The 22,509-nt window shown below is 61.6% G+C and carries 20 protein-coding genes; 9 read left to right on the forward strand and 11 right to left on the reverse strand.

The window, feature by feature from the left end:
* Positions 1-77: 77 nt before the first annotated feature.
* From AC3WP4_RS27545 to AC3WP4_RS27555, 3 genes are read right to left on the reverse strand one after another with little or no spacing between them, the layout of a single operon-like run.
* On the reverse strand, positions 78-980 hold the full coding sequence (locus AC3WP4_RS27545) for a transporter substrate-binding domain-containing protein (protein ID WP_102616665.1): 903 nt from the start codon (positions 978-980) through the stop codon (positions 78-80).
* 28 nt (positions 981-1,008) lie between these two features.
* Positions 1,009-1,359, reverse strand: a complete 351-nt coding sequence (locus AC3WP4_RS27550; protein WP_074871612.1) for a RidA family protein — start codon at positions 1,357-1,359, stop codon at positions 1,009-1,011.
* Between the two features lie 18 nt (positions 1,360-1,377).
* Positions 1,378-2,619 carry a D-amino acid dehydrogenase gene (locus tag AC3WP4_RS27555; RefSeq protein WP_102616666.1) on the reverse strand — a complete coding sequence of 414 codons (1,242 nt, stop codon included), beginning with the start codon at positions 2,617-2,619 and terminating at the stop codon, positions 1,378-1,380.
* Positions 2,620-2,726: 107 nt separating this feature from the next.
* On the opposite strand from AC3WP4_RS27555, the gene AC3WP4_RS27560 reads away from it, so the two are divergent.
* The gene (locus AC3WP4_RS27560; RefSeq protein ID WP_102616667.1) at positions 2,727-3,635 is read left to right on the forward strand and encodes a LysR family transcriptional regulator; all 909 of its coding nucleotides are present in this window, start codon (positions 2,727-2,729) and stop codon (positions 3,633-3,635) included.
* A gap of 5 nt (positions 3,636-3,640) precedes the next feature.
* On the opposite strand, the gene trhA is transcribed toward AC3WP4_RS27560, so the two are convergent.
* The 7 genes from trhA to pilG form a co-directional block, all read right to left on the reverse strand.
* Entirely contained in the window at positions 3,641-4,258 is a 618-nt protein-coding gene (trhA, locus tag AC3WP4_RS27565; protein ID WP_102616668.1) for a PAQR family membrane homeostasis protein TrhA, read from the reverse strand.
* 400 nt (positions 4,259-4,658) lie between these two features.
* Positions 4,659-5,117: a chemotaxis protein CheW gene (locus AC3WP4_RS27570; protein WP_074871622.1), complete on the reverse strand. Its 459-nt coding sequence runs from the start codon at positions 5,115-5,117 to the stop codon at positions 4,659-4,661.
* A complete protein-coding gene (locus tag AC3WP4_RS27575) occupies positions 5,110-11,016 on the reverse strand; it encodes an Hpt domain-containing protein (RefSeq protein ID WP_102616669.1) in 5,907 nt (1,968 codons plus the stop codon). The genes AC3WP4_RS27570 and AC3WP4_RS27575 overlap by 8 nt, the downstream gene beginning before the upstream one ends.
* Before the next feature lie 53 nt (positions 11,017-11,069).
* A complete protein-coding gene (locus AC3WP4_RS27580; protein ID WP_102616670.1) occupies positions 11,070-13,127 on the reverse strand; it encodes a methyl-accepting chemotaxis protein in 2,058 nt (685 codons plus the stop codon).
* 151 nt (positions 13,128-13,278) lie between these two features.
* A complete protein-coding gene (locus AC3WP4_RS27585) occupies positions 13,279-13,827 on the reverse strand; it encodes a chemotaxis protein CheW (protein WP_074871631.1) in 549 nt (182 codons plus the stop codon).
* Positions 13,828-13,837: 10 nt separating this feature from the next.
* Positions 13,838-14,203, reverse strand: a complete 366-nt coding sequence (gene pilH / locus AC3WP4_RS27590; protein ID WP_008068134.1) for a twitching motility response regulator PilH — start codon at positions 14,201-14,203, stop codon at positions 13,838-13,840.
* Between the two features lie 57 nt (positions 14,204-14,260).
* Positions 14,261-14,665, reverse strand: coding sequence for a twitching motility response regulator PilG (gene pilG, locus AC3WP4_RS27595; protein ID WP_008152601.1), 405 nt, complete (start codon positions 14,663-14,665; stop codon positions 14,261-14,263).
* A gap of 234 nt (positions 14,666-14,899) precedes the next feature.
* Here pilG and gshB point away from each other — a divergent pair, with 234 nt between their 5' ends.
* The 7 genes from gshB to AC3WP4_RS27630 all read left to right on the forward strand — a co-directional run bounded on the left by gshB (position 14,900) and on the right by AC3WP4_RS27630 (position 20,997).
* The gene (gene gshB, locus AC3WP4_RS27600) at positions 14,900-15,853 is read left to right on the forward strand and encodes a glutathione synthase (RefSeq protein WP_074871634.1); all 954 of its coding nucleotides are present in this window, start codon (positions 14,900-14,902) and stop codon (positions 15,851-15,853) included.
* A gap of 77 nt (positions 15,854-15,930) precedes the next feature.
* Positions 15,931-16,830 carry an energy transducer TonB gene (locus tag AC3WP4_RS27605; RefSeq protein ID WP_074871636.1) on the forward strand — a complete coding sequence of 300 codons (900 nt, stop codon included), beginning with the start codon at positions 15,931-15,933 and terminating at the stop codon, positions 16,828-16,830.
* Positions 16,831-17,099: 269 nt separating this feature from the next.
* Positions 17,100-17,672, forward strand: coding sequence for a YqgE/AlgH family protein (locus AC3WP4_RS27610; RefSeq protein ID WP_074871638.1), 573 nt, complete (start codon positions 17,100-17,102; stop codon positions 17,670-17,672).
* Entirely contained in the window at positions 17,672-18,109 is a 438-nt protein-coding gene (gene ruvX, locus AC3WP4_RS27615; protein ID WP_005792259.1) for a Holliday junction resolvase RuvX, read from the forward strand. The genes AC3WP4_RS27610 and ruvX overlap by 1 nt, the downstream gene beginning before the upstream one ends.
* Positions 18,110-18,193: 84 nt before the next feature.
* Positions 18,194-18,697 (forward strand): bifunctional pyr operon transcriptional regulator/uracil phosphoribosyltransferase PyrR, encoded by a 504-nt coding sequence (gene pyrR / locus AC3WP4_RS27620; protein ID WP_008152613.1) that lies wholly within the window; start codon positions 18,194-18,196, stop codon positions 18,695-18,697.
* Positions 18,698-18,724: 27 nt separating this feature from the next.
* Entirely contained in the window at positions 18,725-19,729 is a 1,005-nt protein-coding gene (locus AC3WP4_RS27625) for an aspartate carbamoyltransferase catalytic subunit (RefSeq protein WP_074871640.1), read from the forward strand.
* A complete protein-coding gene (locus tag AC3WP4_RS27630) occupies positions 19,726-20,997 on the forward strand; it encodes a dihydroorotase (protein WP_102616671.1) in 1,272 nt (423 codons plus the stop codon). Before AC3WP4_RS27625 ends, AC3WP4_RS27630 begins: the two co-directional genes overlap by 4 nt.
* A 127-nt stretch (positions 20,998-21,124) precedes the next feature.
* Here AC3WP4_RS27630 and AC3WP4_RS27635 read toward each other — a convergent pair whose 3' ends face one another.
* Positions 21,125-21,556: an NINE protein gene (locus AC3WP4_RS27635; RefSeq protein WP_076029430.1), complete on the reverse strand. Its 432-nt coding sequence runs from the start codon at positions 21,554-21,556 to the stop codon at positions 21,125-21,127.
* Between the two features lie 250 nt (positions 21,557-21,806).
* Between AC3WP4_RS27635 and AC3WP4_RS27640 the strand changes: the two genes are divergently transcribed.
* Positions 21,807-22,424, forward strand: coding sequence for a C40 family peptidase (locus AC3WP4_RS27640; protein WP_074871646.1), 618 nt, complete (start codon positions 21,807-21,809; stop codon positions 22,422-22,424).
* The last annotated feature ends 85 nt before the right edge of the window (positions 22,425-22,509 follow it).

Here is a 22,509-nt window from a genome sequence, read left to right on the forward strand (position 1 = left end):
ATGCAGCCCGTGACGCTCCGCGTCACTGGACGCGGAGCGTCCCTTGAGGCATTCCCACGCAGAGCGTGGGAACGATCTTATTGCACCGGATCACTCACCGGTTTGGCGATGATTGCTTTCAGTTCGCTGGTCATCGGGAATTCCAGGTTCAGGCCTTTGGGCGGAATCGGCTGTTGGAACCAGCGGTTGTAGATGCCGTTGATTTCCCCTGAGCTGTACAGATCGGCAAGTGTCGAGTTCACCAATTCGAGAAACTGCGGGTCACCTTTGCGCACCATGCAGCTGTAGATTTCCCGCGACTGCTCCTCGCCCACCACCACCCAGTTATGCGGATCGCGGGCCTTGGCGCGTTCGCCGTAGAGCAGCGCGTCATCCATGTAGAACGCCGCCGCCCGACCCGACTGCAGCATCTGGAACGCTTCGCCGTGGTCCTCGGCGCTGATCACGAACATATCGATCTTGTGATCGATGTTGTAGCTCTTCAGAAACCGCTCGTTGGTGGTGCCGGCGGTGGTCACGACGTTCTTGCCGCGCAGGTCGGCAAAGCTTTTTATGCCGCTGTCTTTCGAAGTGAGCAACTGCCCCTTCACGTAGATAAACCCGTAGGAAAACGCCACTTGCTGCATGCGCTCAGCGGTCACGCCGGTGGAGCCGCATTCAAGGTCGACCGTGCCGTTCTGCACCAGTGGAATGCGCGTTTGCGAGGTCACCAGGTTGTACTTCACCTGCAGATCCGGCAGCTCGAGTTTTTGCTTGATGCGCTCGACAATCTTGCTCGCCAGGTCCACCGAATAGCCCATCGGCTGCCCCGTGTGATCACCCACGTAGGAGAACGGCACCGACGCGTCGCGATAGCCCAGGGTGATGCTCTTGGCATTGGCGACCTTGTTCAGCGTGCCGGTCAGCGGCGCTTCGTTGGCCTGGACCTGACTGGCGAGCAGCAGGCCGAGGGTGCAGCCGATCAACGTGATTTTTTGCATTGTTATTCTCCGTTGTGGGTTTAAACGATTAGCGGCGGGCGGCGATCACGGTGATTTCCACCAGCACCTCTGGGCGGGCCAGTTGCGCCTGCAAAGTAGTCCGGGTCGGCGCTTTGCCCGGTGACAGCCACTGCGACCAGACCTCGTTCATGGCGGCGAAATCGCGGCCGATGTCGTTCAGGTAAATGGTCGCGTTGAGCAGATGATCCTTGTCGCTGCCAGCCTCGGCCAGTAACGCGTCGATCTTCGCCAGCACCTCGGCGGTTTGGCCGGTAACGTCAGTGCTGTCACCCGGCACCTGCCCCGAGAGAAACACCAGATCGCCAAAGGTCACCGCGCCAGAGAGGCGGCTGTTGCTGTTGATACGGTTGATGCTCATCGGTTTTTCCTTTTCAAGTCAGGCGACGCGGGGGGCGAGGCCCTGCATTTCAATCGACGGTGTGCGCCGGGCGATCAACTCGCTGAGCAACCGGGCGCTGCCACAGGCCAGGGTAAAACCCAGGGCGCCATGGCCGAGGTTGAGCCACAGGTTGCGGTACGCCGTGGCCCCGATCAACGGCACGCCGCTGGGGGTGGCCGGGCGCATGCCGGCCCATTCGATGGCGGCGTCGTAATCGCCGGCATTGGGCAAGGTTTCCTGCGCCTGGCGCTTGATCAGCGCCAGGCGTTTGGGGTCGAGCGCCGGGTCGAAGCCGACAATGTCGACCATCGCCGCCACGCGCAATTGGTCACCGAGGCGGGCGTAAACGATCTTGCGGTTGTAATCGGTGATGCTCAGCTCCGGCGCACGATGTTCGGCGCGGATGGGCAAAGTCAGGCTGTAGCCCTTGAGCGGATACAGCGGCAGGTTCATGCCCGGCAATGCCAGCGCCGGGCTGCGATGGCCGGCGGCAATCACCAGTTGCTCGACCGGCAGCACTTGCGAACCCATTTCGACGGCCTGCACCGCGCCGTCCACGTGGCGAATGCCGGTGACCTTGCGGCCGAGCAAAAACTCGCACCGCCCCGAGGCCTGGAGCCGAGCCAGCAGTTGCTGGCAGAAAGCATGGCAATCGGCGACCTCTTCGTCGGGGGTATAAATCGCGCCCACAAACGGCGCCTCAGCGAGTGCGGGCTCCAGTTGTGCGCATTCGGCCTGCGACAGCACGTGTTGCTGTTGCGGATCGGCCAGGCCATGGCGCGCATGCTCGAAACTCGCGGCTTCACGAAACGTCACCAGTTTGCCGTTGCGCCGCCAGTCGAAACCGTCGAGGCGGTCTTCTTCGCGCCAGCCTTGCAGTGTGGACTGGCTCAGCAGCGCCAGACGCAGCAGGTGCGCGCCGTTGCGCTGATTCACCGAACGACGGCAAGCCGCCAGGAAGGACGCCATCCAGCGCCATTGCGCCGGGTCCAGGCGCGGGCGCAGCTTCAACGGCGAGTCACCGCGCAGCATCCAGCCAAGCGCCTGAAGCGGTACGCCGGCATCGGCCAGCGGCGCGACGTAACGGTAGGACAACTGGCCGCCGTTAGCGAAACTGGTCTCGCTGCCCAACGAATCCCGGGCCTCGATCAGCGTCACGTCGATGCCGTCGCGCACCAGTGCGTAAGCCGTCGTCAGCCCGATGACGCCGCCACCGATGATGCAAACCCGCTGAGCCATGTCTGTCCTTAACCGTTGTTGAAACAGGCCTCAGATTAGGACCAGGTGACAGGCGTTGAACAATGCATAAAGATGCTTGACCCATAAACAAAGGTTATGGACTTGCCATGCGACTGCGACACATCGAGATTTTCCAGGCCATTCGCCAGACCGGTTCGGTCAGTGGCGCCGCGCAGTTGCTGCACGTGTCGCAGCCGGCGGTGAGCAAAGTGCTGCAACACGCCGAGCAGCAACTGGGCTTCCCGCTGTTCCTGCGGGTGCGCGGTAAATTGCAGGCCACGCCCGAAGCGCTGGAGCTTGAGCGCGAAGTCGACAAGGTCACCGAAAGCCTGCAAGGCGTGCGACGTCTGGCCCAGAGCCTGCGACGCGAGCCGGGTCACAGCGTACGGATTGGCGCGATTCCGGCGCTGGCCTTGTCGCTGCTGCCGCCGGCCATCAACGAGTGGACGCAACGCTACCCGGACATCGTCTGCGAGCTGTCCAGCGCCCACAGCCGTGAGCTGATGCAGAATTTGTTGATGCGCGAAGTGGATGTCGCACTGACCTTGCAACCGCCGGATCACCCGGGCCTGAAGGCGCAGGTGTTGGCTTGCGGGGTGTTGGTGGCGCTGGCGCCGTTGGGTTATTGGGCCGACGACGCCTTGGGCCAACCATTACCATTGATCGAACTGGCCGGTGCGCCGCTGATCGGCCTGTCCAGAGCCGACCCGCTCGCGGCCAGGCTCGACAGCTACCTTGAGGCGGTCGAGCCGCCACCACGGGTTCGCATCGCCGTGCAGACCTATTCGCTGGCGCGGGCGATGGTTGAATCCGGCGCCGGGCTGGCAGTGATCGACCCGTTTACCGCGCTCGGCGCATCCCCCGCCGCCACGGCGATTCGACCTCTGGCACCCGCGCTACCGATCACCTTGTATGCGATAACCCGCGCCGACGAACCGCCGCCCCACACCCTGAGCGACTTGTTGCAGGTGTTCAGCCGACGGGCGCAGGCGCAGCTGGATCGCTTGATCCCTTAGAGGCCTCAAAGGACATAAAACATGATCGCCACAAAGTGCAGCAAACTCCCGGCAATCACGAACAGATGCCAGATCCCGTGGGCATGGCGCAAACGACTGTCCAGCGCAAAAAAGACAATGCCCACGGTGTACAGCACGCCGCCCGACGCCAGCCAGGCGAAACCTGTACTGCCCAACGCCGCCAGTAACGGCTTGACCGCCACCAGCACGATCCAGCCCATCACCGCATAGATCACGATCGACAGAATCCGCGCTTCCGAGCGCGGTTTGATTTCTTGCAGGATGCCGATCAGCGCCAACCCCCAGACAATCCCGAATAGAGTCCAGCCCCACGGACCGCGCAATGTCACCAGACAAAAAGGCGTGTAGCTGCCGGCAATCAACAGGTAGATCGAGAAGTGATCGACCTTCTGCATGATCGCTTTCTTGCGTCCACGCACGCTGTGGTAAACGGTCGACGCGCTGTAAAGCACCAACAAGGTGAACCCGTAGATCGCCACGCTGACAATCTTCCACGGGCTACTGTCCATGCTGGCAATCACCAGCATCCACACCACCCCGACAAACGCTGCCACCGCCCCGACCAGATGCGTCCAGGCGTTCAATCTTTCCCCGTGATACATGCGTTGCTCACCTCAAGATTCATTACCGCATCGCGCAAGGCTCAGGCCTTGAGACTAAAAGCGCAATGTTTCAGAACACAATGCCACCTTGTGAGCGCTGTCCGGCAATCACCTCAGGGTGTTGGGTGGAGACGGATCGTTAGGGTCAGGTTAATGGTTGACCATGCCGACGCCATCGCGAGCAGGCTCGCTCCCACAGGGGTTTTGTAGACGACGCCGACCCAATGTGGGAGTGAGCCTGCTCGCGATGAGGCCAGATCAAGCTCCACACTTTTTTGAGATTAACGCGACTTCTGGAGCGGACGATGTGGAAGGCTCACGCCGGGTTTAGCGCAGAAACCGATGCCATGATCGTTCCCACGCTCTGCGTGGGAACGATCAGTTGGGGGCCAGTCAACGATCAGCTGGCCAAACCGGCCTTTACGAGCAACTCCTCCAACGCCAACAAATTCGGCACCTTCGCCACTTGCTCCCCCACCTGCACCGCCGCCTGTTCCAGCGAGCACAACGGCACATCCACATAGCTCAGCTGACTATCAAGCTTGTAAGACCGCGGAATCCCCTGCACCAGCAAGGCAATGAATTTCAGATCCGGTCGCCCGCCGAGCGCATTGAGGATGACGATTCGTGCCCGCTCGCCGATGACGATTTTCTGCCCACATGCCGACTCGAAACTGATCAACGGAATCTGTCGATCCCGCCACTTCACCAACCCCAGGTACCACGGCGGTGTGTCGAGGTCGAAGGCGCTGGGTTGGTAATCGATAAGCTCCGCCACAGCGACGTTGGGCAAGATCAGGTTGCGGTCAGCCAAGGGCAGCAGCAGGCCGGTGAGGTTGCTGGTGCGGTGTTCAAGCATGGGTTTTGCTCCACAGGTGGATGCTGTCGAGCAGCACCGATTCCTGGTATGGCTTGCCGAGGTAGTCGTTGACGCCGATGGCCATGGCGCGGTCGCGGTGTTTCTGCCCGGTGCGGGAGGTGATCATGATGATCGGCAGGTGCTGCAGACGTTCGTCGGCGCGGACCTGGGTCGCGACTTCAAAACCGTCCATGCGCGGCATTTCGATGTCCAGCAGCATCAGGTCAGGCATGTGGTCTTCAAGCAGCAGCATGGCGTCGACCCCGTCCTTGGCGGTCAGCACGTTCATGCCGTGGCGTTCCAGCAGACGGCTGGTGACCTTGCGCACGGTCACTGAGTCATCGACCACCAGCACCAGCAGCGGTTTATGCGGCTCGACTTCCGCGTCCTGAGTCACTGGCTGTTGCGGCAAACGGGCCTGCATCGCACGGATCGGCGCCAGCAAATCAAGAATCAGCACCACCCGCCCATCGCCGAGAATCGTCGCCCCGGACAAACCCTGCACCGCCGCAAATTGCGGGCCGAGGCTTTTGACCACGATCTCGCGAGTGCCGGCCATGGCGTCGACTTGCACCGCGATGTGCCGCTCGTTGCACTGCACCAGCAACACCGGCAACGGCAGGCTCTGGCCCAGCAGTTTCGGACGGTGGCTGGTTTTCAGCAGTTCGCCGAGGTAGCACAGTTCATAGTGTTGCCCGGCGTATTGGTAGGTCGGCGGATCGAGCCGGTAGTGCCCTTCAAGTTCGTTGGGCAGCACGCGAACGATGCCGTCGATGGTGTTCAGCGGGATCGCGTACTGATCCTCCCCGCATTGCACCATTAAGGCCCGGTTGACCGACACGGTGAACGGCAGGCGAATGCGGAAGTGCACGCCCTGCCCCGGCACAGAGTCGATGCTCATGCTGCCGCCGAGTTGCCGGACCTCTTCATGCACCACGTCCATGCCGACGCCGCGCCCGGAAATCTGGGTGATTTTCTCGGCGGTGGAGAACCCCGGTTGCAGGATGAACTGCAGCACGTCGCGGTCGCTGATGTCGCTGTCCGGGGCCAGCAACCCGCGCTTGATCGCCTTGCTCCGCACCGCGTCCAGCGGCACGCCGGCACCGTCGTCGCGGATGTCGAAAATGATGTCGCCGCCCTCTCGCGACAGGTCGAGGGTGATACGACCCTGAGCCGGTTTACCCGCCGCGATACGCACCTCGGCCGATTCCAGGCCATGATCCACGGCATTGCGCAGCATGTGTTCCAGCGGCGCGGCCATGCGTTCGAGGACGTTGCGGTCCATCTCGCCTTCGGCATTGCCGACAATGAATTCCACGTCCTTACCCAATTCGCCGGAGACTTGGCGGACGATCCGCTTCAAGCGCGGCAGCATCCGCTCGAACGGCACCATGCGCGTACGCATCAGGCCTTCTTGCAATTCGGTGTTGATGCGGCCCTGTTGTTGCAGCAGGTTTTCCGCGTCCTGATTGCGGCGCTCGAGGGTTTCCTTGAGGTCGAGCAAGTCGGAGGCGGATTCGAACAGCGCGCGCGACAGTTGTTGCAACTGCGAGTGGCGGTCCATTTCCAGCGGATCGAATTCTTCGTAGCCCAGGCGTTCGGCTTCGACTTGCTGACGGCTGAGAATCCGCCCCTGAGTCTCCGTATCGAGCCGGCGCAATTGGTCGCGCATGCGCTCGATGGTGGTTTCCATCTCGCTGAGGGTCACACGCGCATCGTTGACCTGTTGTTCGATCCGCCCACGGAAAATCGAGGTTTCGCCGGCCAGGTTGACCAGGTCGTCGAGCAGTTCTGCCGAGACCTTGACCATGTCCGCGCTGGCATCGGGTTGCTGTACCGGCGTCTCGATTTTCGGCGTTGCAGGCACCTGGACCGGCGCCGGTGTTTCGGGCACGGCCGGATGACTGAAATTCCTGATCTCATCGATCAGTTGATCGGCGGGCGGCAAAGGCTGACCGGCGCGGGTCGCGTCGAGCATCTGCGCCAGTCGGTCGTGGCTGCTTTGCAACAAGCCGAACAACGCGGCGGTGGGTTGCAGCACGCCAGCGGACAGGCCTTCGTAGAGGAATTCCAGCTCATGGGCAAGGTCGCCGATCGGGGCGATTTCCACCATCCGCGCGCCACCCTTGAGGGTGTGCAAATCACGCAGCAGGGTTTCCACTTCCTGACGATTCGACGGCTCGGCCTGCCAGCGCACCAACGCCGCGCCGGAGTTTTCGATGATGTCGAAACCTTCCTCAAGGAAGATCTCCAGCAGCTCTGGATCATGCCCCGGTGAATCCTCGGCCCGTGCCGGTTCGACCGCTTCAACAGCGCTGGCGTTGCCCTGGCGAAACTCGCGAATGGCCTCGATCACCTCACCCGGATCGCCCAATGGCTGTTGGTTCTGCAACTGTTCAAGCAGCTGCGCGAGCCGGTCATGACTGTGTTGCAGCAAGTGCGCCAAGGCTTCGCTGTAAGCGTAGCGGCGATCCACCAGGCCTTCGTAAAGGCTTTCCAGTTCATGGGCCAGCTCACCGACCGGCTCGACTTCGGCCATCCGCGCACCACCCTTGAGGGTGTGCAAATCTCGCTGCAACGACAACAGCGGCGCAGCGTTATCCGGGTCGTCCAGCCAGCGCTGCAACGCCTGACCGGCGCTTTCGAGGATATCCACCGCCTCTTCGAGGAAGATCGAAACGATCTCGTCGTCCAGCTCGACCTGGGTCGCGGTCTGTTCCAGTTCGGCCGTGGCACTGCCCAGTTCCCGGATGCTCAGCGTGCGGCTGCCATCGCTGCGAATCAGCCCCATCGCCGACGGATCCAGGCTCTCATCGAGCAAGCCGCGCAAGGCCCGGATGCGTTGCGGTTGCGGGCTGACTTCCTGGCCGGCGGCCAGCTCGTCAAGCATGTTGATCAGCGCTTCATGGGCACTTTGCGCTTCATGGAAAAACGCCTCGCTGACCGCCAGGCTGCTTTCTTCCACCGCGCCGTAGAGGTCGAGCAAGGCTTCGCAGAGCTCATCCACCGGATGCAGATCAGCCAGGTGCGCGCCTTCGCCGAGGGTGGTCAATTCGTCCAGCAACGCACTGAGTTCCTGACGCTCGCCGGGATGTTGCTGCCAGCGCTGCAACAGGCTTTCGGCGTCCAGCAGGATGTCCATGCCTTGGGCGAGGAAGTTGTTGATCAGTTGCGGATCACGCTTGATGCGCAATCCGGAATTCGGTGCACTCAGGAGCGTTTCCAGGCGCTCGACCAGCAACGCCTGGGTTCGCTCGATCAATGAGCGGGCGCCGGGAATCTCCGCCAGTGGATCGGTTTTGAGCTGTCGCAAGCCGAGACGGAACAAGCCTTCGGCTTCGAGCAGCAGTTCGACTTCGTCCAGGTCGAGGGCGAGCAGGTGCGCCTTGTACTCCCGGGCCAGATGATCCAGCGGCTTCGCCAGCTCGGCGATTGGCAATACGCCCGCCATGGAGGCGCTGCCCTTGAGGGTGTGCAGCGCCCGCTGCAACTCGTCGCTGGCCTGCAACGGCACGTGCTCGGCGGCTTTATCGAGGAAGCGGTTGAGGCTGGCGAGATGGGTCTCGGCTTCCTTGCGGAAGATCTCCAGCAACAGCGGATCGAGGGCCGCCACATCCTGGGTATCTTCATCGCTGGCAGGCGTATCGCCCTTGGCAAGGGCGTGGGCGCGTGCGGCCAATTGGTCAACGTCGTTGCGCTGGCGCTGGGCATGGTTGGCAAACTCGGCCACCAGTTCTGGCAGCAGATTCAGCGCATCGCCCAGCAGTTGTTGCACCGCCGGCCCCGGCGCAACGCTACGTTCCAGCACACGGTTGAGCAGGTTTTCCACCGCCCAGGCCAGCTCGCCCAGCACCAGTGCACGGACCATCCGGCCACTGCCTTTCAAGGTGTGGAATGCCCGGCGCAGTTCGCTCAGGGCAGGCTTATCGTCGGGGTTAGCCGTCCAGCGCGGCAGGTACTCCCGGAGGATTTCCAGCACTTCATCGGTTTCTTCGAGGAACACTTCCCGCAGCTCATCGTCCACCGGTTCTTCACCGCTGGGCGGCGGCAACAGGCTTCCCGGGGTCGTCAGGGCGGGCGGATTGACGGAGGACACAGGGCTGGCCAACACATCGGCCAGCGACTTGACGGTCTCAGGGTCGTCCAGTTCCTGCAGATCCTGCATGACCTGCGCTTCACTCGGGCTGAGCACATCTTCAAGCACCGGCACCTGTTGCTCGCTGGGGAAAAAGCCGAGTGCGGCCAGGCTTTTTTCCGCGACGTCGAGCAACTTTTCGCCCGGCGCTTCGGGGTCGTCGCCGAGGCGCTCCAGGTAGTACTCGATGCTGGTGATGACGTCGGCCAGGCTGTCCAGCTCCTGCCAGCCGGGATGATCCGGATCCAGCAGCAGGTGCTCGCGGATGAAGTGGTTGCACGTTTCGATCAGGCTCGCCGCACGGCTCAACGGAATCATCGCCAATGCACCGCGCACCTGGGTCAGCAAGGCCGGCAGTGGCTGCAAGTGCTGGCGGTCCCAGTCGGCGTCGATGTAGTCGACGATCATGTCCTTGGCCTGTTGCAGGCAGATGCGCGCTTCCTTGATCACGATCTGATGGATCTGGGTCAGGTCGGTGGTCGGCAGGCGGCTGTCTTCCTGGCTTTCCGGCTCGACGGTGCCGACCATGCCGGCCAGCGTCGCTTCGACGTAGAGCAAGGCACCGGCGACGTCCATCAGGATCGCGTCGTTGGGCTCACGCTGGCCCTGGGCCAGGCTCAGCACAACCGCCAGTTGATCGATGATGACCTTGCGTGGCTGGCCGAAACCGAGCACCGCCAGGGTGTCGGCGATTTGCCGCAGGGGCGCCAGCAGGCTTTCGAGGTCCGAGGTGTGTTGGCGGTCGCTGCGCACAAACAGATCAAGGCGTTCCTTGACCCGCACCAGCTCTTCACACAAAGCGGCCAACACCGAGCGCATGGCATCGCGGTCGGGACCGGCCAGCCGTACGCGTTCTTCGTCGACCATTGCGCTGTCAGGTAGCGCGTCGTCCAGTCCGTAGCGATCTTTCATGGTCAGCATCTGCCCGGTGGGATGTTCGGCCTTGGCAATGTAGAACAGCAAACTCTTGAGCAACTCTAGCGGCGCCGGCTGATTGATGCCGGGCATGCCCTGTTCGAGCAGGCGCTTGAGTTCTTTGTCGGCCTCCTTGAACAGGCTGCGCAACGCCGGGCTGTTGGCAATCGAGCCGTCGCGCATGCCTTCGACCAGCGCCGAGGCGACTTGCCACAACGGGCTCAAGGGCGCGTTGCCGCACAGCCCTTCGAGGCGCGCAAAAACCTTGGTCAGGTAACCGAGATTGGTTTCGCCGTCCTGCTCACGCAATAACCCGACCAGGGCCATCTGCAACATTTGCCGCAACTTGCGCAGCACATTGGGTAAATCCGCCGGTTCCAGCAGCGCCAGCGACGCTTCGTCCAGGGGCGGCAGGTCCGGCAATTGCGGGCTGAACAGGCTGGTTTCCGACAACAGGCTTTCGCCACGGGCGCTGCGCAGATCGTTGATCAGTGGCAGCACCACCAGCGGCAGGTCGCGGCGCGCACCTTGCACCCGATCGAGGTAAATCGGCAGTTGACCAAGGGCTTGCAGCAACAGGTGAAGCGTCTCATCGCGATGACTGACGCGGTTCTGTTGCAAGGCGGTGACCAGATGTTCCATCTCTTCGGCGAGCAGCGCCGCGCCGTAGAACTCGACCATCTGCAAACTGCCGTGAACCTGATGGACGCACGCCAGGCATTCGCTGAGGGCGTGCGTCGCCTGCGGGTCATCAAGCAACGTTTCAATCGCCTGGTGAGCCACTTTCAGCGTTTCGGCAATCTCGCCTTTGACCCACTCGAGGGCCACATAGTCGTGCCGATCACCCATAACCACTCCAAATCACTGCTCTACTCAAAAAAAAGCATTCGCTCGCAGGCGTTTCACACTTTATCCGCAACCTCAGCCTTGGCGGCCGGCAAGGTGAAACCGGACACCGAACGCCGCAGCTGACTGGCCATTTTCGCCAGGTTGCCAATGCTCTCGGCGGTGGCGGTGGAGCCGGACGACGTCTGCGTGGTGATCTGCTGGATCACGTTCATCGTCAGGGAAATCTGACCGGCCGAGGACGTCTGTTGCTGTGCGGCGTTGGAAATACTCTGGATCAACGCGGCGAGGGTCTTCGACACGCCTTCGATTTCTTCCAGGGCCACCCCGGCATCCTGCGCCAGACGCGCGCCACGCACCACTTCGGTGGTGGTCTGTTCCATGGAAATCACCGCTTCGTTGGTGTCGGTCTGGATTGCCCGCACCAGGGTTTCGATCTGCCGGGTGGCGGCGGAAGAGCGCTCCGCCAGCCGCTGGACTTCATCGGCAACCACCGCAAAACCGCGCCCGGCATCACCGGCCATCGAAGCCTGGATCGCCGCGTTGAGTGCAAGGATGTTGGTCTGGTCGGCAATGTCATCGATCAGGCTGACAATGTCGCCGATTTCCTGAGAAGACTCGCCGAGGCGTTTGATGCGCTTGGCTGTGTCTTGAATCTGCTCGCGAATATTGTCCATGCCGTGGATGGTGTTGTGCACCACCTCGTTGCCCTTGTTGGCGATTTCCACCGAACGCTCGGCCACCGCCGAGGACTCAGCGGCGTTCGCCGAGACCTGATCGATGGACTGGGCCATGTCGTTGATCGCGGTGGAGGCTTCGGCAATCTGCTGCGCCTGATGCTCCGAAGCCTGGGCCAGATGCATGGCGGTGGCCTGGGTTTCCTGCACGGCAGCAGCGACCTGGCCAGCGGTGAGGTTGATGGTCGCCACCAGATCGCGCAGTTGGTCCACGGAGTAGTTGATCGAGTCGGCGATGGTCCCGGTGAAGTCTTCGGTCACCGAGGCGGTCACGGTCAGGTCGCCATCCGCCAGGTCTTCGATCTCGTCGAGCAGGCGCATGATCGCGTTCTGGTTACGCTCGTTCTTCTCGGCCGTTTCGCGCAGCTGACGGTTGGTTTCACGGACCATCACCAGACCAATGAGGATGATCGACATCAGCGCCAACAGGCCCAGCACGTAGCCGCCAATGGTGTCGGTGTTGCGCCCGCCGGCCAGGTTTTCGAAACCGCCGGCCAGGTGCGAGGCTTCCTCGAGCAGGGTCTGCGACAGGGTAAAGATACTGGTGGCCGATTCACGGACCTTGAACAGCTCCGGCGAGGTTTCGAGGATTTCATCCACCGAACCCGAGACGAATTCGAACAGCTCGGAAATCTCGATCAACCGCGCGCGCGCATCGCGGTCTTCAACCTGGCTGACTTTCAGTGACGGATTGCCCTGGAGCATGCCGTTGAGCACCTGGCCGAATCGCGCTGCATCGCGACCGAAGGCGTCAGCGGCCTGCTGCGAATTTTCATCACCGGAGAGCACGGTGTTCACGGCACCGAGAATCCGCTCAGCCAACAGCGACTGGCGCTGGGCCATGGCCACCTGCGCGGCCGGGGCACCGCGCTGAAGGAGCGTTTCGACGACTTTTTCGTACTCGACCTGCAACTGCGGTACGGTTTCGGCCAGGGTCGCGGCGACTTGATGCAGCGACAGCACGGTCTGTTCGCTGGAGAGGATCGCGTCGGTGTTTTTCAGCAAGCGTTCCCAGTCCAGTTGCACGGCACGCATTTCCGGACGCACGGTGGACGGTGCCGGCGGCAGGCCGGTGGTTGGGTCGCCGTTCTTCAGATAGCCCCAGCGTTGGGCAAAGTCATTGCGCGCATCGCTCAGCAGCTTGAACGCCGCCGCCTTGCCGGCCGCCGCTTCGGTGGCGTTCTTGGCAATGCGCTGGGACAACACGCGCAGCTCACCGGCGTGGGCGATGTACTGTTTGTCGTACGTGGCCTGGGTGTTGAGGTACGCGAAGTTGGCGAACAGCAGCATGATGAAGACGATCAGCGCGATGAACAGCGCGATGATCTGTGACCGGCTGCGCGACCCTTCTGGCTTGCCTGTTTTTGCTTTTATCATCGGTCCTCGCCTGTTAACCAACGTCTGTGAACCTTGCCGAGAACCCTGTAGGAGCGAGCCTGCTCGCGATTCAGGCGCTGCGGTGCATCAGAAAAATCGCGTTATCGTTCAATCGCGAGCAGGCTCGCTCCCACAGGGGATGGTTCGGCGGTCAAATGGCCACGTTCATGAATCCTTGTGACTGCACCAACGCAAACGGGCTGAACACCTGCCAGGTCTGCTCACGCTGGAACCGGCCTTTGATGAACGGTGCAATCGGGCCGCTCAAGGTATCCGGCGGTTCAAGACTGTCCTGGGCAAAGTGCTGGAGCCCGACGACTTCATCGACCATCAACCCGGAAAACACGTCGTTATGCTCCACCACCAAGACCCGACGCTGCTTGCGCATGGCTGACAGCTCATGCCCTGGCTCATTACCAGAAAAGAAGCCGCTCAAGTCGATGATCGGCAACAGACGCCCGCGCAAGTTGGCCACGCCCTTGACCCAAGGCCTGACCCCCGGCAGCTGGGTGAACCGCGGCTCATGCAACACTTCGCTGACCTCGCCCATTGGCGCGACATACCAGTGTTCGCCCAGGCGAAAGCCGATGCCGCTCCAGCTGTCCTGTCGGGTCGGCTGGGACGGCAAGTCCGCCGCCAGCAGACGACAACGCCGGTCGATCTGCAGCAGCAGTTCGAAAGCCGTCAGCGACTCGGTCATGGCCGGACGATCAACCGGCCAGCACGTTGTTCAAGGTCTTGATCAGGGTCTCTTCGTCTACCGGTTTGGTCAGGTAGTCCTTCGCGCCCTGGCGCGTGCCCCAGACCTTGTCGGTTTCCTGATCCTTGGTGGTGATGATGATCACCGGGATGTGCCCGGTTTCCGGGTCCTTGGTCAGTTGGCGGGTCGCCTGGAAACCGTTGAGGCCAGGCATGACGATGTCCATCAGCACGGCGTCGGGTTTTTCCTGACGGGCCAGGGCCACGCCGTCGGCGCCGTTTTCGGCTTTCAACACTTCATGACCGTGCTTTTCCAGCATGCCGGTCAGTTTGTACATTTCGGTCGGCGAATCATCGACGATCAGAATACGTGCCATGGTCTTCCCCATTCTTGTCGACGCCGGGCCCGCTGGCCGAGCGTCACTGTGCGTGTCCTACTGCGGCAAAACGGCGGCGAAGCCCGGAACATGGGCCTGGATCGCGTTGAGCAGTTCTTCCTTGCTGAAAGGCTTGGTCAAAAACTGGTCGGAGCCGACGATGCGCCCCTTGGCCTTGTCGAACAGCCCGTCCTTGGACGACAGCATAATCACTGGCGTGGACTTGAACGCACTGTTGTTCTTGATTAAAGCGCAGGTCTGATAACCATCCAGACGCGGCATCATGATGTCGACAAAGATGATGCCGGGGTGATTGTCGGCAATCTTGGCCAGGGCGTCGAAACCATCGATGGCGGTGATCACTTCGCAACCCACGTTCTTCAACAGCGTTTCGGCGGTGCGGCGAATCGTCTTCGAATCGTCGATCACCATGACCTTCAAGGCGCTGGAATGCTGTTCCATAAATGCTCTGCCGTCGCCTTTGCGAATCAAATTGTCCATTTCCGATAACCGGAGGCTCGAAACCCTTGATGTTTAAGGGCCGGAACGATATGGCAGCCTTTTTAGCACAGTCTCCAAATGCAATCTATCGGGGGACCGGCGCGGTGGTTTTTCCTTGACCGGGAACACACTGAGCGCCAATCTGACGCCACTTTTTCGTGTCCGATCGGACCACCCAAATTCGAGGAAAAACCCATGAGCGTTCGCGTCGGGATTGTCATGGATCCTATTGCCGGCATTTCCTACAAAAAGGATAGCTCGCTGGCCATGCTGCTGGCCGCACAGAAGCGCGGCTGGGAACTGTTCTATATGGAACAGGGGGATTTGTACCAGGCCGAAGGCGAAGCGCGGGCGCGGATGCGTCCGTTGAAAGTCTTCGCCAACCCGGAAAAATGGTTCGAGCTCGAAGCCGAGACCGACGCGCTGCTGAGCGATCTGGACGTGATCCTGATGCGCAAGGATCCGCCGTTCGACATGGAATTCGTCTATTCCACTTACCTGCTGGAGCAAGCCGAACGCGCTGGCGTGCTGGTGGTCAACAAGCCGCAAAGCCTGCGCGACTGCAACGAAAAACTGTTCGCCACGCTGTTCCCGCAGTGCACGCCGCCGACCATCGTCAGCCGTCGCCCGGACGTACTGCGTGAATTCGCCGATCACCACGGCGACGTGATCCTCAAGCCGCTGGATGGCATGGGCGGTTCTTCGATCTTCCGTCACACCGCTGGCCACCCGAACCTGTCGGTAATCCTTGAGACACTGACCCTGCATGGCAAACAGCAGATCATGATCCAGGGTTACCTGCCGGCAATCGTCGATGGCGACAAGCGCATTCTGATGATCGACGGTGAGCCGGTGGATTATTGCCTGGCACGAATTCCGGCCGCTGGCGAAACCCGTGGCAACCTCGCTGCCGGTGGCCGTGGCGAAGCCCGACCGCTGACCGAGAAAGATCGCTGGATCGCCGCACAAGTCGGCCCGACCCTGCGCGAAAAAGGCCTGTTGTTCGTCGGTCTCGACGTGATCGGCGAGCATCTGACGGAAATCAACGTCACCAGCCCGACCTGCATTCGCGAGATCGATAACGCGTTTGGCACCGACATCGGCGGCCTGTTGATGGATGCCATCGATCAGAAGCTCAAGGCCCGTTGATATAGAACAGCCAAGAAACGACCAACATTGCGTTATCATCCGCGGCCTGTGAAAAACGCGATGTTGGTTTTTTTGTCATGACGCTTCCGTCCGATCTACCTGCTGAACTCGCCCATCGTGGCGTGCGCCCGGCTGATCGCCTCGGTTTTACTCTGTTTCTCGCGGCGCTGATTCACCTGGCCTTGCTGTTGGGCGTCGGCTTTACGATGGTCGAACCCCAGCAAATCAGCAAAACCCTGGAAATCACCCTCGCCACCTTCAAAAGCGAAAAGAAGCCTGAAAAAGCCGATTTCCTCGCTCAAGAGAATCAGCAAGGCAGCGGCACCCTGGATAAAAAGGCCATTCCCAAGACCACCGAGGTCGCGCCTTTCCAGGACAACAAGGTGCAGAAAGTCACGCCACCGCCGGCGGCCAAGCCTGAAGTGCGCGAAGCCGCACCGAAAGCAGCCGTGACCACCGTCGCGCCCAAGCCGAAAAAGGCCCCGGCCAAAACCGAAGAACCCAAGCCCGTCACCAAACCTGCAGTCGCCGCGCCGACGTTCGACAGTGAACAGCTGTCCAGCGACATCGCCAGCCTGGAAGCGGAACTGGCCAGCGAACAACAGCTGTATGCCAAGCGCCCGCGGATCCACCGCCTGAGTGCCGCGTCGACCATGCGCGACAAGGGCGCCTGGTATAAGGACGAGTGGCGCAAGAAGGTCGAGCGCATCGGCAACCTGAATTACCCCGACGAAGCGCGACGCAAGCAGATCTACGGCAATTTGCGCCTGATGGTTTCGATCAACCGCGACGGCTCGCTGTTTGAAGTGCTGGTGCTGGAATCCTCCGGGCAACCGCTGCTGGACCAGGCGGCGCAGCGCATCGTGCGGCTGGCCGCGCCGTTTTCACCGTTTACCGGGGATTTGGCGGATATCGATCGCCTGGAAATCATCCGCACCTGGAAGTTTGCCCGCGGGGACAGACTCTCCAGCAACTGACCCCCCACACCCCCCTGTGGAAGCAGGCCTTTGTGGCGAGGGGGCTTGCCCCCGTTGGGTCGCGAAGCGACCCCAAGCTTGCAACCCCGTTATGACCGGCACACCGCATACAATGGTTTTACGACTGCTGCGCAGCCGAACGGGGCGGTGCGACGTTTCGCTAACCCCCCTCGCCACAAAGGCTCGCTCCCACATTTGGTCTGTGCCAACTGCCAAATTGCGCCATCCTCAGCTTGTCAGTTTGCGCCTCCAACGCCACACTAGCGCTCATGAAGAACGTCAGCCCCAGCTACCTCAAGCATCACTTCCTGATCGCCATGCCTCACATGGTCGACCCGAACTTTGCGCACACCTTGACCTACATCGTCGAGCACACGGCCAATGGTGCCATGGGCCTGGTGGTCAATCGTCCGCAAGACCTCAACCTGGCCGATATCCTCGAGCAACTGCGCCCCGAGATCGAACCGCCGGTGCTCTGCCAGCATGTGCCGATCTTCATCGGCGGCCCGGTGCAGACCGACCGCGGTTTTGTCCTGCACCCCTCGGGGCAGAGCTATCAGGCCACCGTCGAGCTCGATGAGAAACTGGCCCTGTCCACCTCCCAGGACGTCCTGTTCGCCATCGCCGACGGCGTCGGTCCGGCAAAAAGCCTGATCGCCCTCGGATACGCCGGCTGGGAAGCCGGGCAGCTGGAAGCCGAACTGGCGCAGAACGCCTGGCTGACCTGCCCGTTCGATGCCGAAATCTTGTTCAACACCAGCAGCGAACTGCGCCTGGAAGCAGCGGCCAAGCACCTGGGCGTCAATCTCAGCCTGCTGACCAGCCAGGCGGGACACGCCTGATGGCCCTGCGCCTGATTTTGGGTTTCGACTACGGCACCAAACAGATCGGCGTTGCGGTCGGCCAGGTGATTACCGGCCAGGCCCGCGAGCTGTGCACCTTGAAGGCACAAAACGGTATTCCCGACTGGAATCAGGTCGAAGCCCTGATCAAAGAGTGGAAACCCGATGCCGTGGTGGTGGGCCTGCCCTTGAACATGGACGGCACGCCGAGTGACATGTGCCTGCGCGCTGAGAAATTCGCCCGCCGCCTCAACGGCCGCTACAACCTGCCCTTCTATACCCACGATGAACGCCTGACCACCTTCGAAGCCAAGGGTGAACGGCGTGATCGTGGCGGACAAAAGGGCAGCTACCGCGACAACCCGGTGGACGCCATCGCCGCCGCCCTGCTGCTGCAAGGCTGGCTCGACGAAAACACCGCATTGTTCGAATCCTGAAGAGCCGCAACACGCGTCTCTACTTAGCGACAACCCGAGCCACCTCTCCAGCAGAACCCAGCTCGGGCCCAAGAAGGAGCAACCATGAGCCTGCCCAATCCCGCCGAACTGATCAGCCAGATGGCGACCCGTCTCAAGGCGCACCTGGAACACCGTGGCATCAGCGAGCCGCGCTACATCGGTATTCGTACCGGTGGCGTCTGGGTCGCCCAGGCGTTGCTCGATGAACTGGGCAGCGACTCGCCCCTCGGCACCCTGGACGTCTCCTTCTACCGCGACGACTTCAGCCAGAACGGCCTGCACCCACAAGTACGCCCGTCTGCCCTGCCGTTCGAGATCGAAGGCCAGCACCTGGTGCTGATCGATGACGTGCTGATGAGCGGCCGGACCATCCGCGCCGCCCTCAATGAGCTGTTCGACTACGGCCGCCCGGCCAGCGTGACATTGGTGTGCCTGCTGGACCTGGACGCCGGCGAGCTGCCGATCCGCCCGAACGTGGTCGGCGCGACTTTGTCGCTGGCCGCCCACGAACGGGTGAAATTGTCCGGCCCGGAACTCAAGCTCGAACTGCAAGACCTCGCCCTTTAATTCGCCCTATTGAGAGTCCCCCTCGCGATGACGCCTCTAGAAACCAAGCGCCCGCTGCAGCTCAATGATCAGGGCCAGCTGCGCCACTTCCTCTCGCTCGACGGTTTGCGCCGCGAGCTGCTGACGGAAATCCTCGACACCGCCGACTCGTTCCTCGAAGTCGGCGCCCGGGCGGTGAAGAAAGTCCCGTTGCTGCGCGGCAAGACCGTGTGCAACGTGTTCTTCGAGAACTCCACCCGCACCCGCACCACCTTCGAACTGGCCGCCCAGCGGCTGTCGGCGGACGTGATCACCCTCAACGTATCCACGTCGTCGGCGAGCAAGGGCGAAACCCTGCTCGACACCCTGCGCAACCTGGAAGCCATGGCCGCCGACATGTTCGTCGTGCGTCACGGTGATTCCGGCGCGGCGCACTTCATTGCCGAACATGTCTGCCCGCAAGTGGCGATCATCAACGGCGGTGACGGCCGTCACGCCCACCCGACCCAAGGCATGCTCGACATGCTCACCATCCGTCGGCACAAGGGCGGTTTCGAAAACCTTTCCGTAGCCATCGTCGGCGACATCCTGCACTCGCGGGTGGCGCGCTCGAACATGCTCGCGCTGAAAACCCTTGGCTGCCCGGACATCCGCGTGATCGCGCCAAAAACCCTGCTGCCAATCGGCGTCGAGCAGTACGGCGTGAAGGTCTACACCGACATGACCGAAGGCCTGAAAGACGTCGACGTGGTGATCATGCTGCGCCTGCAGCGTGAACGCATGACTGGCGGCCTGCTGCCGAGCGAAGGTGAGTTCTATCGCCTGTTCGGCCTGACCACCGCGCGCCTGGCCGGGGCCAAGCCGGATTGCATCGTCATGCACCCGGGGCCGATCAACCGTGGCGTGGAGATTGAGTCGGCGGTGGCCGACGGCCCGCACTCGGTCATCCTCAACCAGGTCACCTACGGCATCGCAATTCGTATGGCTGTGTTGTCCATGGCCATGAGCGGGCAGACTGCCCAGCGCCAATTCGAGCAGGAGAACGCCCAGTGAAGCTCAGCATTCTCGGCGCCCGCGTCATCGATCCGGCCAGCGGCCTGGATCAAGTTACTGATATCCATATTGAAGCCTGCAAGATCATTGCCCTTGGCGCCGCGCCCGCCGGTTTTGTCGCCGTCGACACCCTCGACGCCAAAGGCCTGGTCGCCGCCCCTGGGCTGGTTGACCTGAACGTCGCCCTGCGCGAGCCGGGCTACAGCCGTAAAGGTTCAATCGTCAGCGAAACCCGCGCTGCCGCGGCCGGTGGTGTCACCAGCCTGTGCTGCCCGCCGAAAACCAAACCGGTGCTGGACACCTCGGCCGTGGCCGAACTGATCCTCGACCGCGCCCGCGAGGCCGGCAACACCAAAGTCTTCCCGATTGGCGCCCTGAGCAAAGGCCTGGACGGTGAACAGCTGGCCGAGTTGATCGCCTTGCGCGATGCCGGTTGCGTGGCCTTCGGCAATGGCCTGGACAGCTTCCGCAACACCCGCACGCTGTGCCGGGCGCTGGAATACGCCGCTACATTCGACCTGACGGTGATTTTCAACTCTCAGGACCATGACCTGGCCGAAGGCGGCCTGGCTCACGAAGGCCCGACCGCCAGCTTCCTCGGTTTGCCGGGCATCCCGGAAACCGCCGAAACCGTGGCGCTGGCCCGGGACCTGCTGTTGGTCGAGCAAAGTGGCGTGCGCGCGCACTTCAGCCAGCTCACCAGCGCCCGTGGCGTGGCCCTGATCGCTCAGGCCCAGGCGCGCGGCCTGCCGGTGACGGCCGATGTCGCCCTGTATCAGCTGATTCTGACCGACGAAGCGCTGATCGATTTCAGCAGCCTCTATCACGTCCAGCCGCCGCTGCGCACCCGCGCCGACCGCGATGGCCTGCGTGAAGCGGTGAAATCGGGAGTGGTGTCGGCGATTTCCAGCCATCACCAACCCCACGAGCGGGACGCCAAACTGGCGCCGTTCGGGGCCACCGAGCCGGGTATCAGCAGCGTTGAACTGCTGCTGCCGTTGGCGATGACGCTGGTGGAAGACGGTTTGCTGGACCTGCCGACGCTGCTGGCGCGCTTGAGCACCGGACCTGCCGAGGCATTGCGCCTGCCGGCGGGCAAACTGGCGGTAGGTGGACCGGCGGACATCGTGCTGTTCGACCCGGCGGCTTCGACCGTGGCCGGCGAGACCTGGCTGTCCAAAGGCGAAAACTGCCCGTTCATTGGCCATAGCCTGCCGGGCGTGGTGCGTTACACCCTGGTGGATGGACGCATCAGCCACCAGGCGTAAGACCCTGTGGCGAGGGGGCTCGTCGGAACGCCGCACCGCCCCGTTGGGCTGCGCAGCAGACCTGTTTTGGGGCCGCTTCGCGGCCCAGCGGGACGGTGCGGCGTTCCGACAAGCTCCCTCGCCACAACTACTGGAAAGCACCTCGGTTCTGCGCATTGCGAATCGATACCTGGTCATTCAGCGTCCAGAAGTCATACAGCACCCCCAGAAAGAACAACCCGCCCGTCACCAGGTACAGCAATCCGCTGATCCACTTCCCCTGATACATGCGGTGTACGCCGAATACCCCCAGAAACGTCAGCAGAATCCACGCAACGTTGTACTCAATGGGCCCGGCGGTAAAACGCAGGTCCGCTTCACGATCCATGGCAGGGATCAGAAACAGGTCGATCAGCCAACCGATACCCAACAAACCGAAGGTGAAGAACCAGATCGTCCCGGTCACCGGCTTGCCGTAATAGAAGCGATGAGCGCCGGTAAAACCGAAAATCCACAGCAGGTAACCAATCACCTTGCTGTGCGTGTCTTGTTGCGAGACAGGCTGTTGATAGGTGTTCATGAAGGACCTCGATTCACACGATAGATAAATATTCTTTAAATCTTTGTGACTTTTTTACAGGTGGCCGACGTATGGCAAATGCTACCTTGTGTCCCGTCAAAGCCTTGTAGCACAAGCGTTGTGTCCGACAATCGCGTCTATTTTCAGCTTATTTGGTTCCGTTGACCCCAAGGTTGAATCGACCAACGGCCTCGAAAGGGCCAAAAAAGCTGTTATAAAGTTGCGCGCTAACTTATATGAGCCTTGCCTAATGCGTCCATTTTTCAAGACATGGCTAACCATTTGCCTTTTGATGCCACTGGCCGCCCACGCCACCAATCGTGAGCAACGTCTTCCTAACGTTAATGGTTACACCCCTAAATCCCATGTTTCTGCTCCTTCGAGCAAAAACAAACAGACCGTAAAACGCGCTCCTCAACTGAGCAGCAAAAGCGGCCTTGTTCCGCCAATGGCGAGCAAGGAAAGCAGCGACGTGCTGAGCCGCGCCGTTAACGTCCTCGGTACACCCTACCGTTGGGGCGGCAGCAGCCCAAGTAAAGGGTTCGACTGCAGTGGCCTGGTGAAATACGCGTTCAACGACGCCACGTTTGATCTGCCGCGCACGTCCAATGCGATGGCCAGCGGTCATGGCGACAAAGTCGATCGCAAGGATCTGAAGCCTGGCGACCTGATTTTCTTCAACATCAAGAGTCGTCGGGTCAATCACGTTGCCATCTACCTGGGCAACGACCGCTTCATCCACGCGCCGCGTCGTGGCAAGTCGGTGAGCATCGACACCCTGAAGAAACCGTACTGGGAAAAACACTACGTGGTTGCCAAGCGGGTTATGCCGAAAGAGAAGAACACCCTGCAGGTTGTTCAGCGCTAATCCGGCACTGATCGTTCCCACGCTCTGCGTGGGAATGCAGCCCGGGACGCTCCGCGTCCCTGCCGAAGCGGACGCAGAGCGTCCA

It is taken from the genome of Pseudomonas sp. FW305-20 (assembly GCF_058788075.1).

Bases quoted from the DNA above. Each gene is read 5' to 3' on its own strand.
- AC3WP4_RS27545 (WP_102616665.1), bottom strand. From the start codon at position 980: ATGCAAAAAATCACGTTGATCGGCTGCACCCTCGGCCTGCTGCTCGCC.
- AC3WP4_RS27550 (WP_074871612.1), bottom strand. From the start codon at position 1,359: ATGAGCATCAACCGTATCAACAGCAACAGCCGCCTCTCTGGCGCGGTG.
- AC3WP4_RS27555 (WP_102616666.1), bottom strand. From the start codon at position 2,619: ATGGCTCAGCGGGTTTGCATCATCGGTGGCGGCGTCATCGGGCTGACG.
- AC3WP4_RS27560 (WP_102616667.1), top strand. From the start codon at position 2,727: ATGCGACTGCGACACATCGAGATTTTCCAGGCCATTCGCCAGACCGGT.
- trhA (WP_102616668.1), bottom strand. From the start codon at position 4,258: ATGTATCACGGGGAAAGATTGAACGCCTGGACGCATCTGGTCGGGGCG.
- AC3WP4_RS27570 (WP_074871622.1), bottom strand. From the start codon at position 5,117: ATGCTTGAACACCGCACCAGCAACCTCACCGGCCTGCTGCTGCCCTTG.
- AC3WP4_RS27575 (WP_102616669.1), bottom strand. From the start codon at position 11,016: ATGGGTGATCGGCACGACTATGTGGCCCTCGAGTGGGTCAAAGGCGAG.
- AC3WP4_RS27580 (WP_102616670.1), bottom strand. From the start codon at position 13,127: ATGATAAAAGCAAAAACAGGCAAGCCAGAAGGGTCGCGCAGCCGGTCA.
- AC3WP4_RS27585 (WP_074871631.1), bottom strand. From the start codon at position 13,827: ATGACCGAGTCGCTGACGGCTTTCGAACTGCTGCTGCAGATCGACCGG.
- pilH (WP_008068134.1), bottom strand. From the start codon at position 14,203: ATGGCACGTATTCTGATCGTCGATGATTCGCCGACCGAAATGTACAAA.
- pilG (WP_008152601.1), bottom strand. From the start codon at position 14,665: ATGGAACAGCATTCCAGCGCCTTGAAGGTCATGGTGATCGACGATTCG.
- gshB (WP_074871634.1), top strand. From the start codon at position 14,900: ATGAGCGTTCGCGTCGGGATTGTCATGGATCCTATTGCCGGCATTTCC.
- AC3WP4_RS27605 (WP_074871636.1), top strand. From the start codon at position 15,931: ATGACGCTTCCGTCCGATCTACCTGCTGAACTCGCCCATCGTGGCGTG.
- AC3WP4_RS27610 (WP_074871638.1), top strand. From the start codon at position 17,100: ATGAAGAACGTCAGCCCCAGCTACCTCAAGCATCACTTCCTGATCGCC.
- ruvX (WP_005792259.1), top strand. From the start codon at position 17,672: ATGGCCCTGCGCCTGATTTTGGGTTTCGACTACGGCACCAAACAGATC.
- pyrR (WP_008152613.1), top strand. From the start codon at position 18,194: ATGAGCCTGCCCAATCCCGCCGAACTGATCAGCCAGATGGCGACCCGT.
- AC3WP4_RS27625 (WP_074871640.1), top strand. From the start codon at position 18,725: ATGACGCCTCTAGAAACCAAGCGCCCGCTGCAGCTCAATGATCAGGGC.
- AC3WP4_RS27635 (WP_076029430.1), bottom strand. From the start codon at position 21,556: ATGAACACCTATCAACAGCCTGTCTCGCAACAAGACACGCACAGCAAG.
- AC3WP4_RS27640 (WP_074871646.1), top strand. From the start codon at position 21,807: ATGCGTCCATTTTTCAAGACATGGCTAACCATTTGCCTTTTGATGCCA.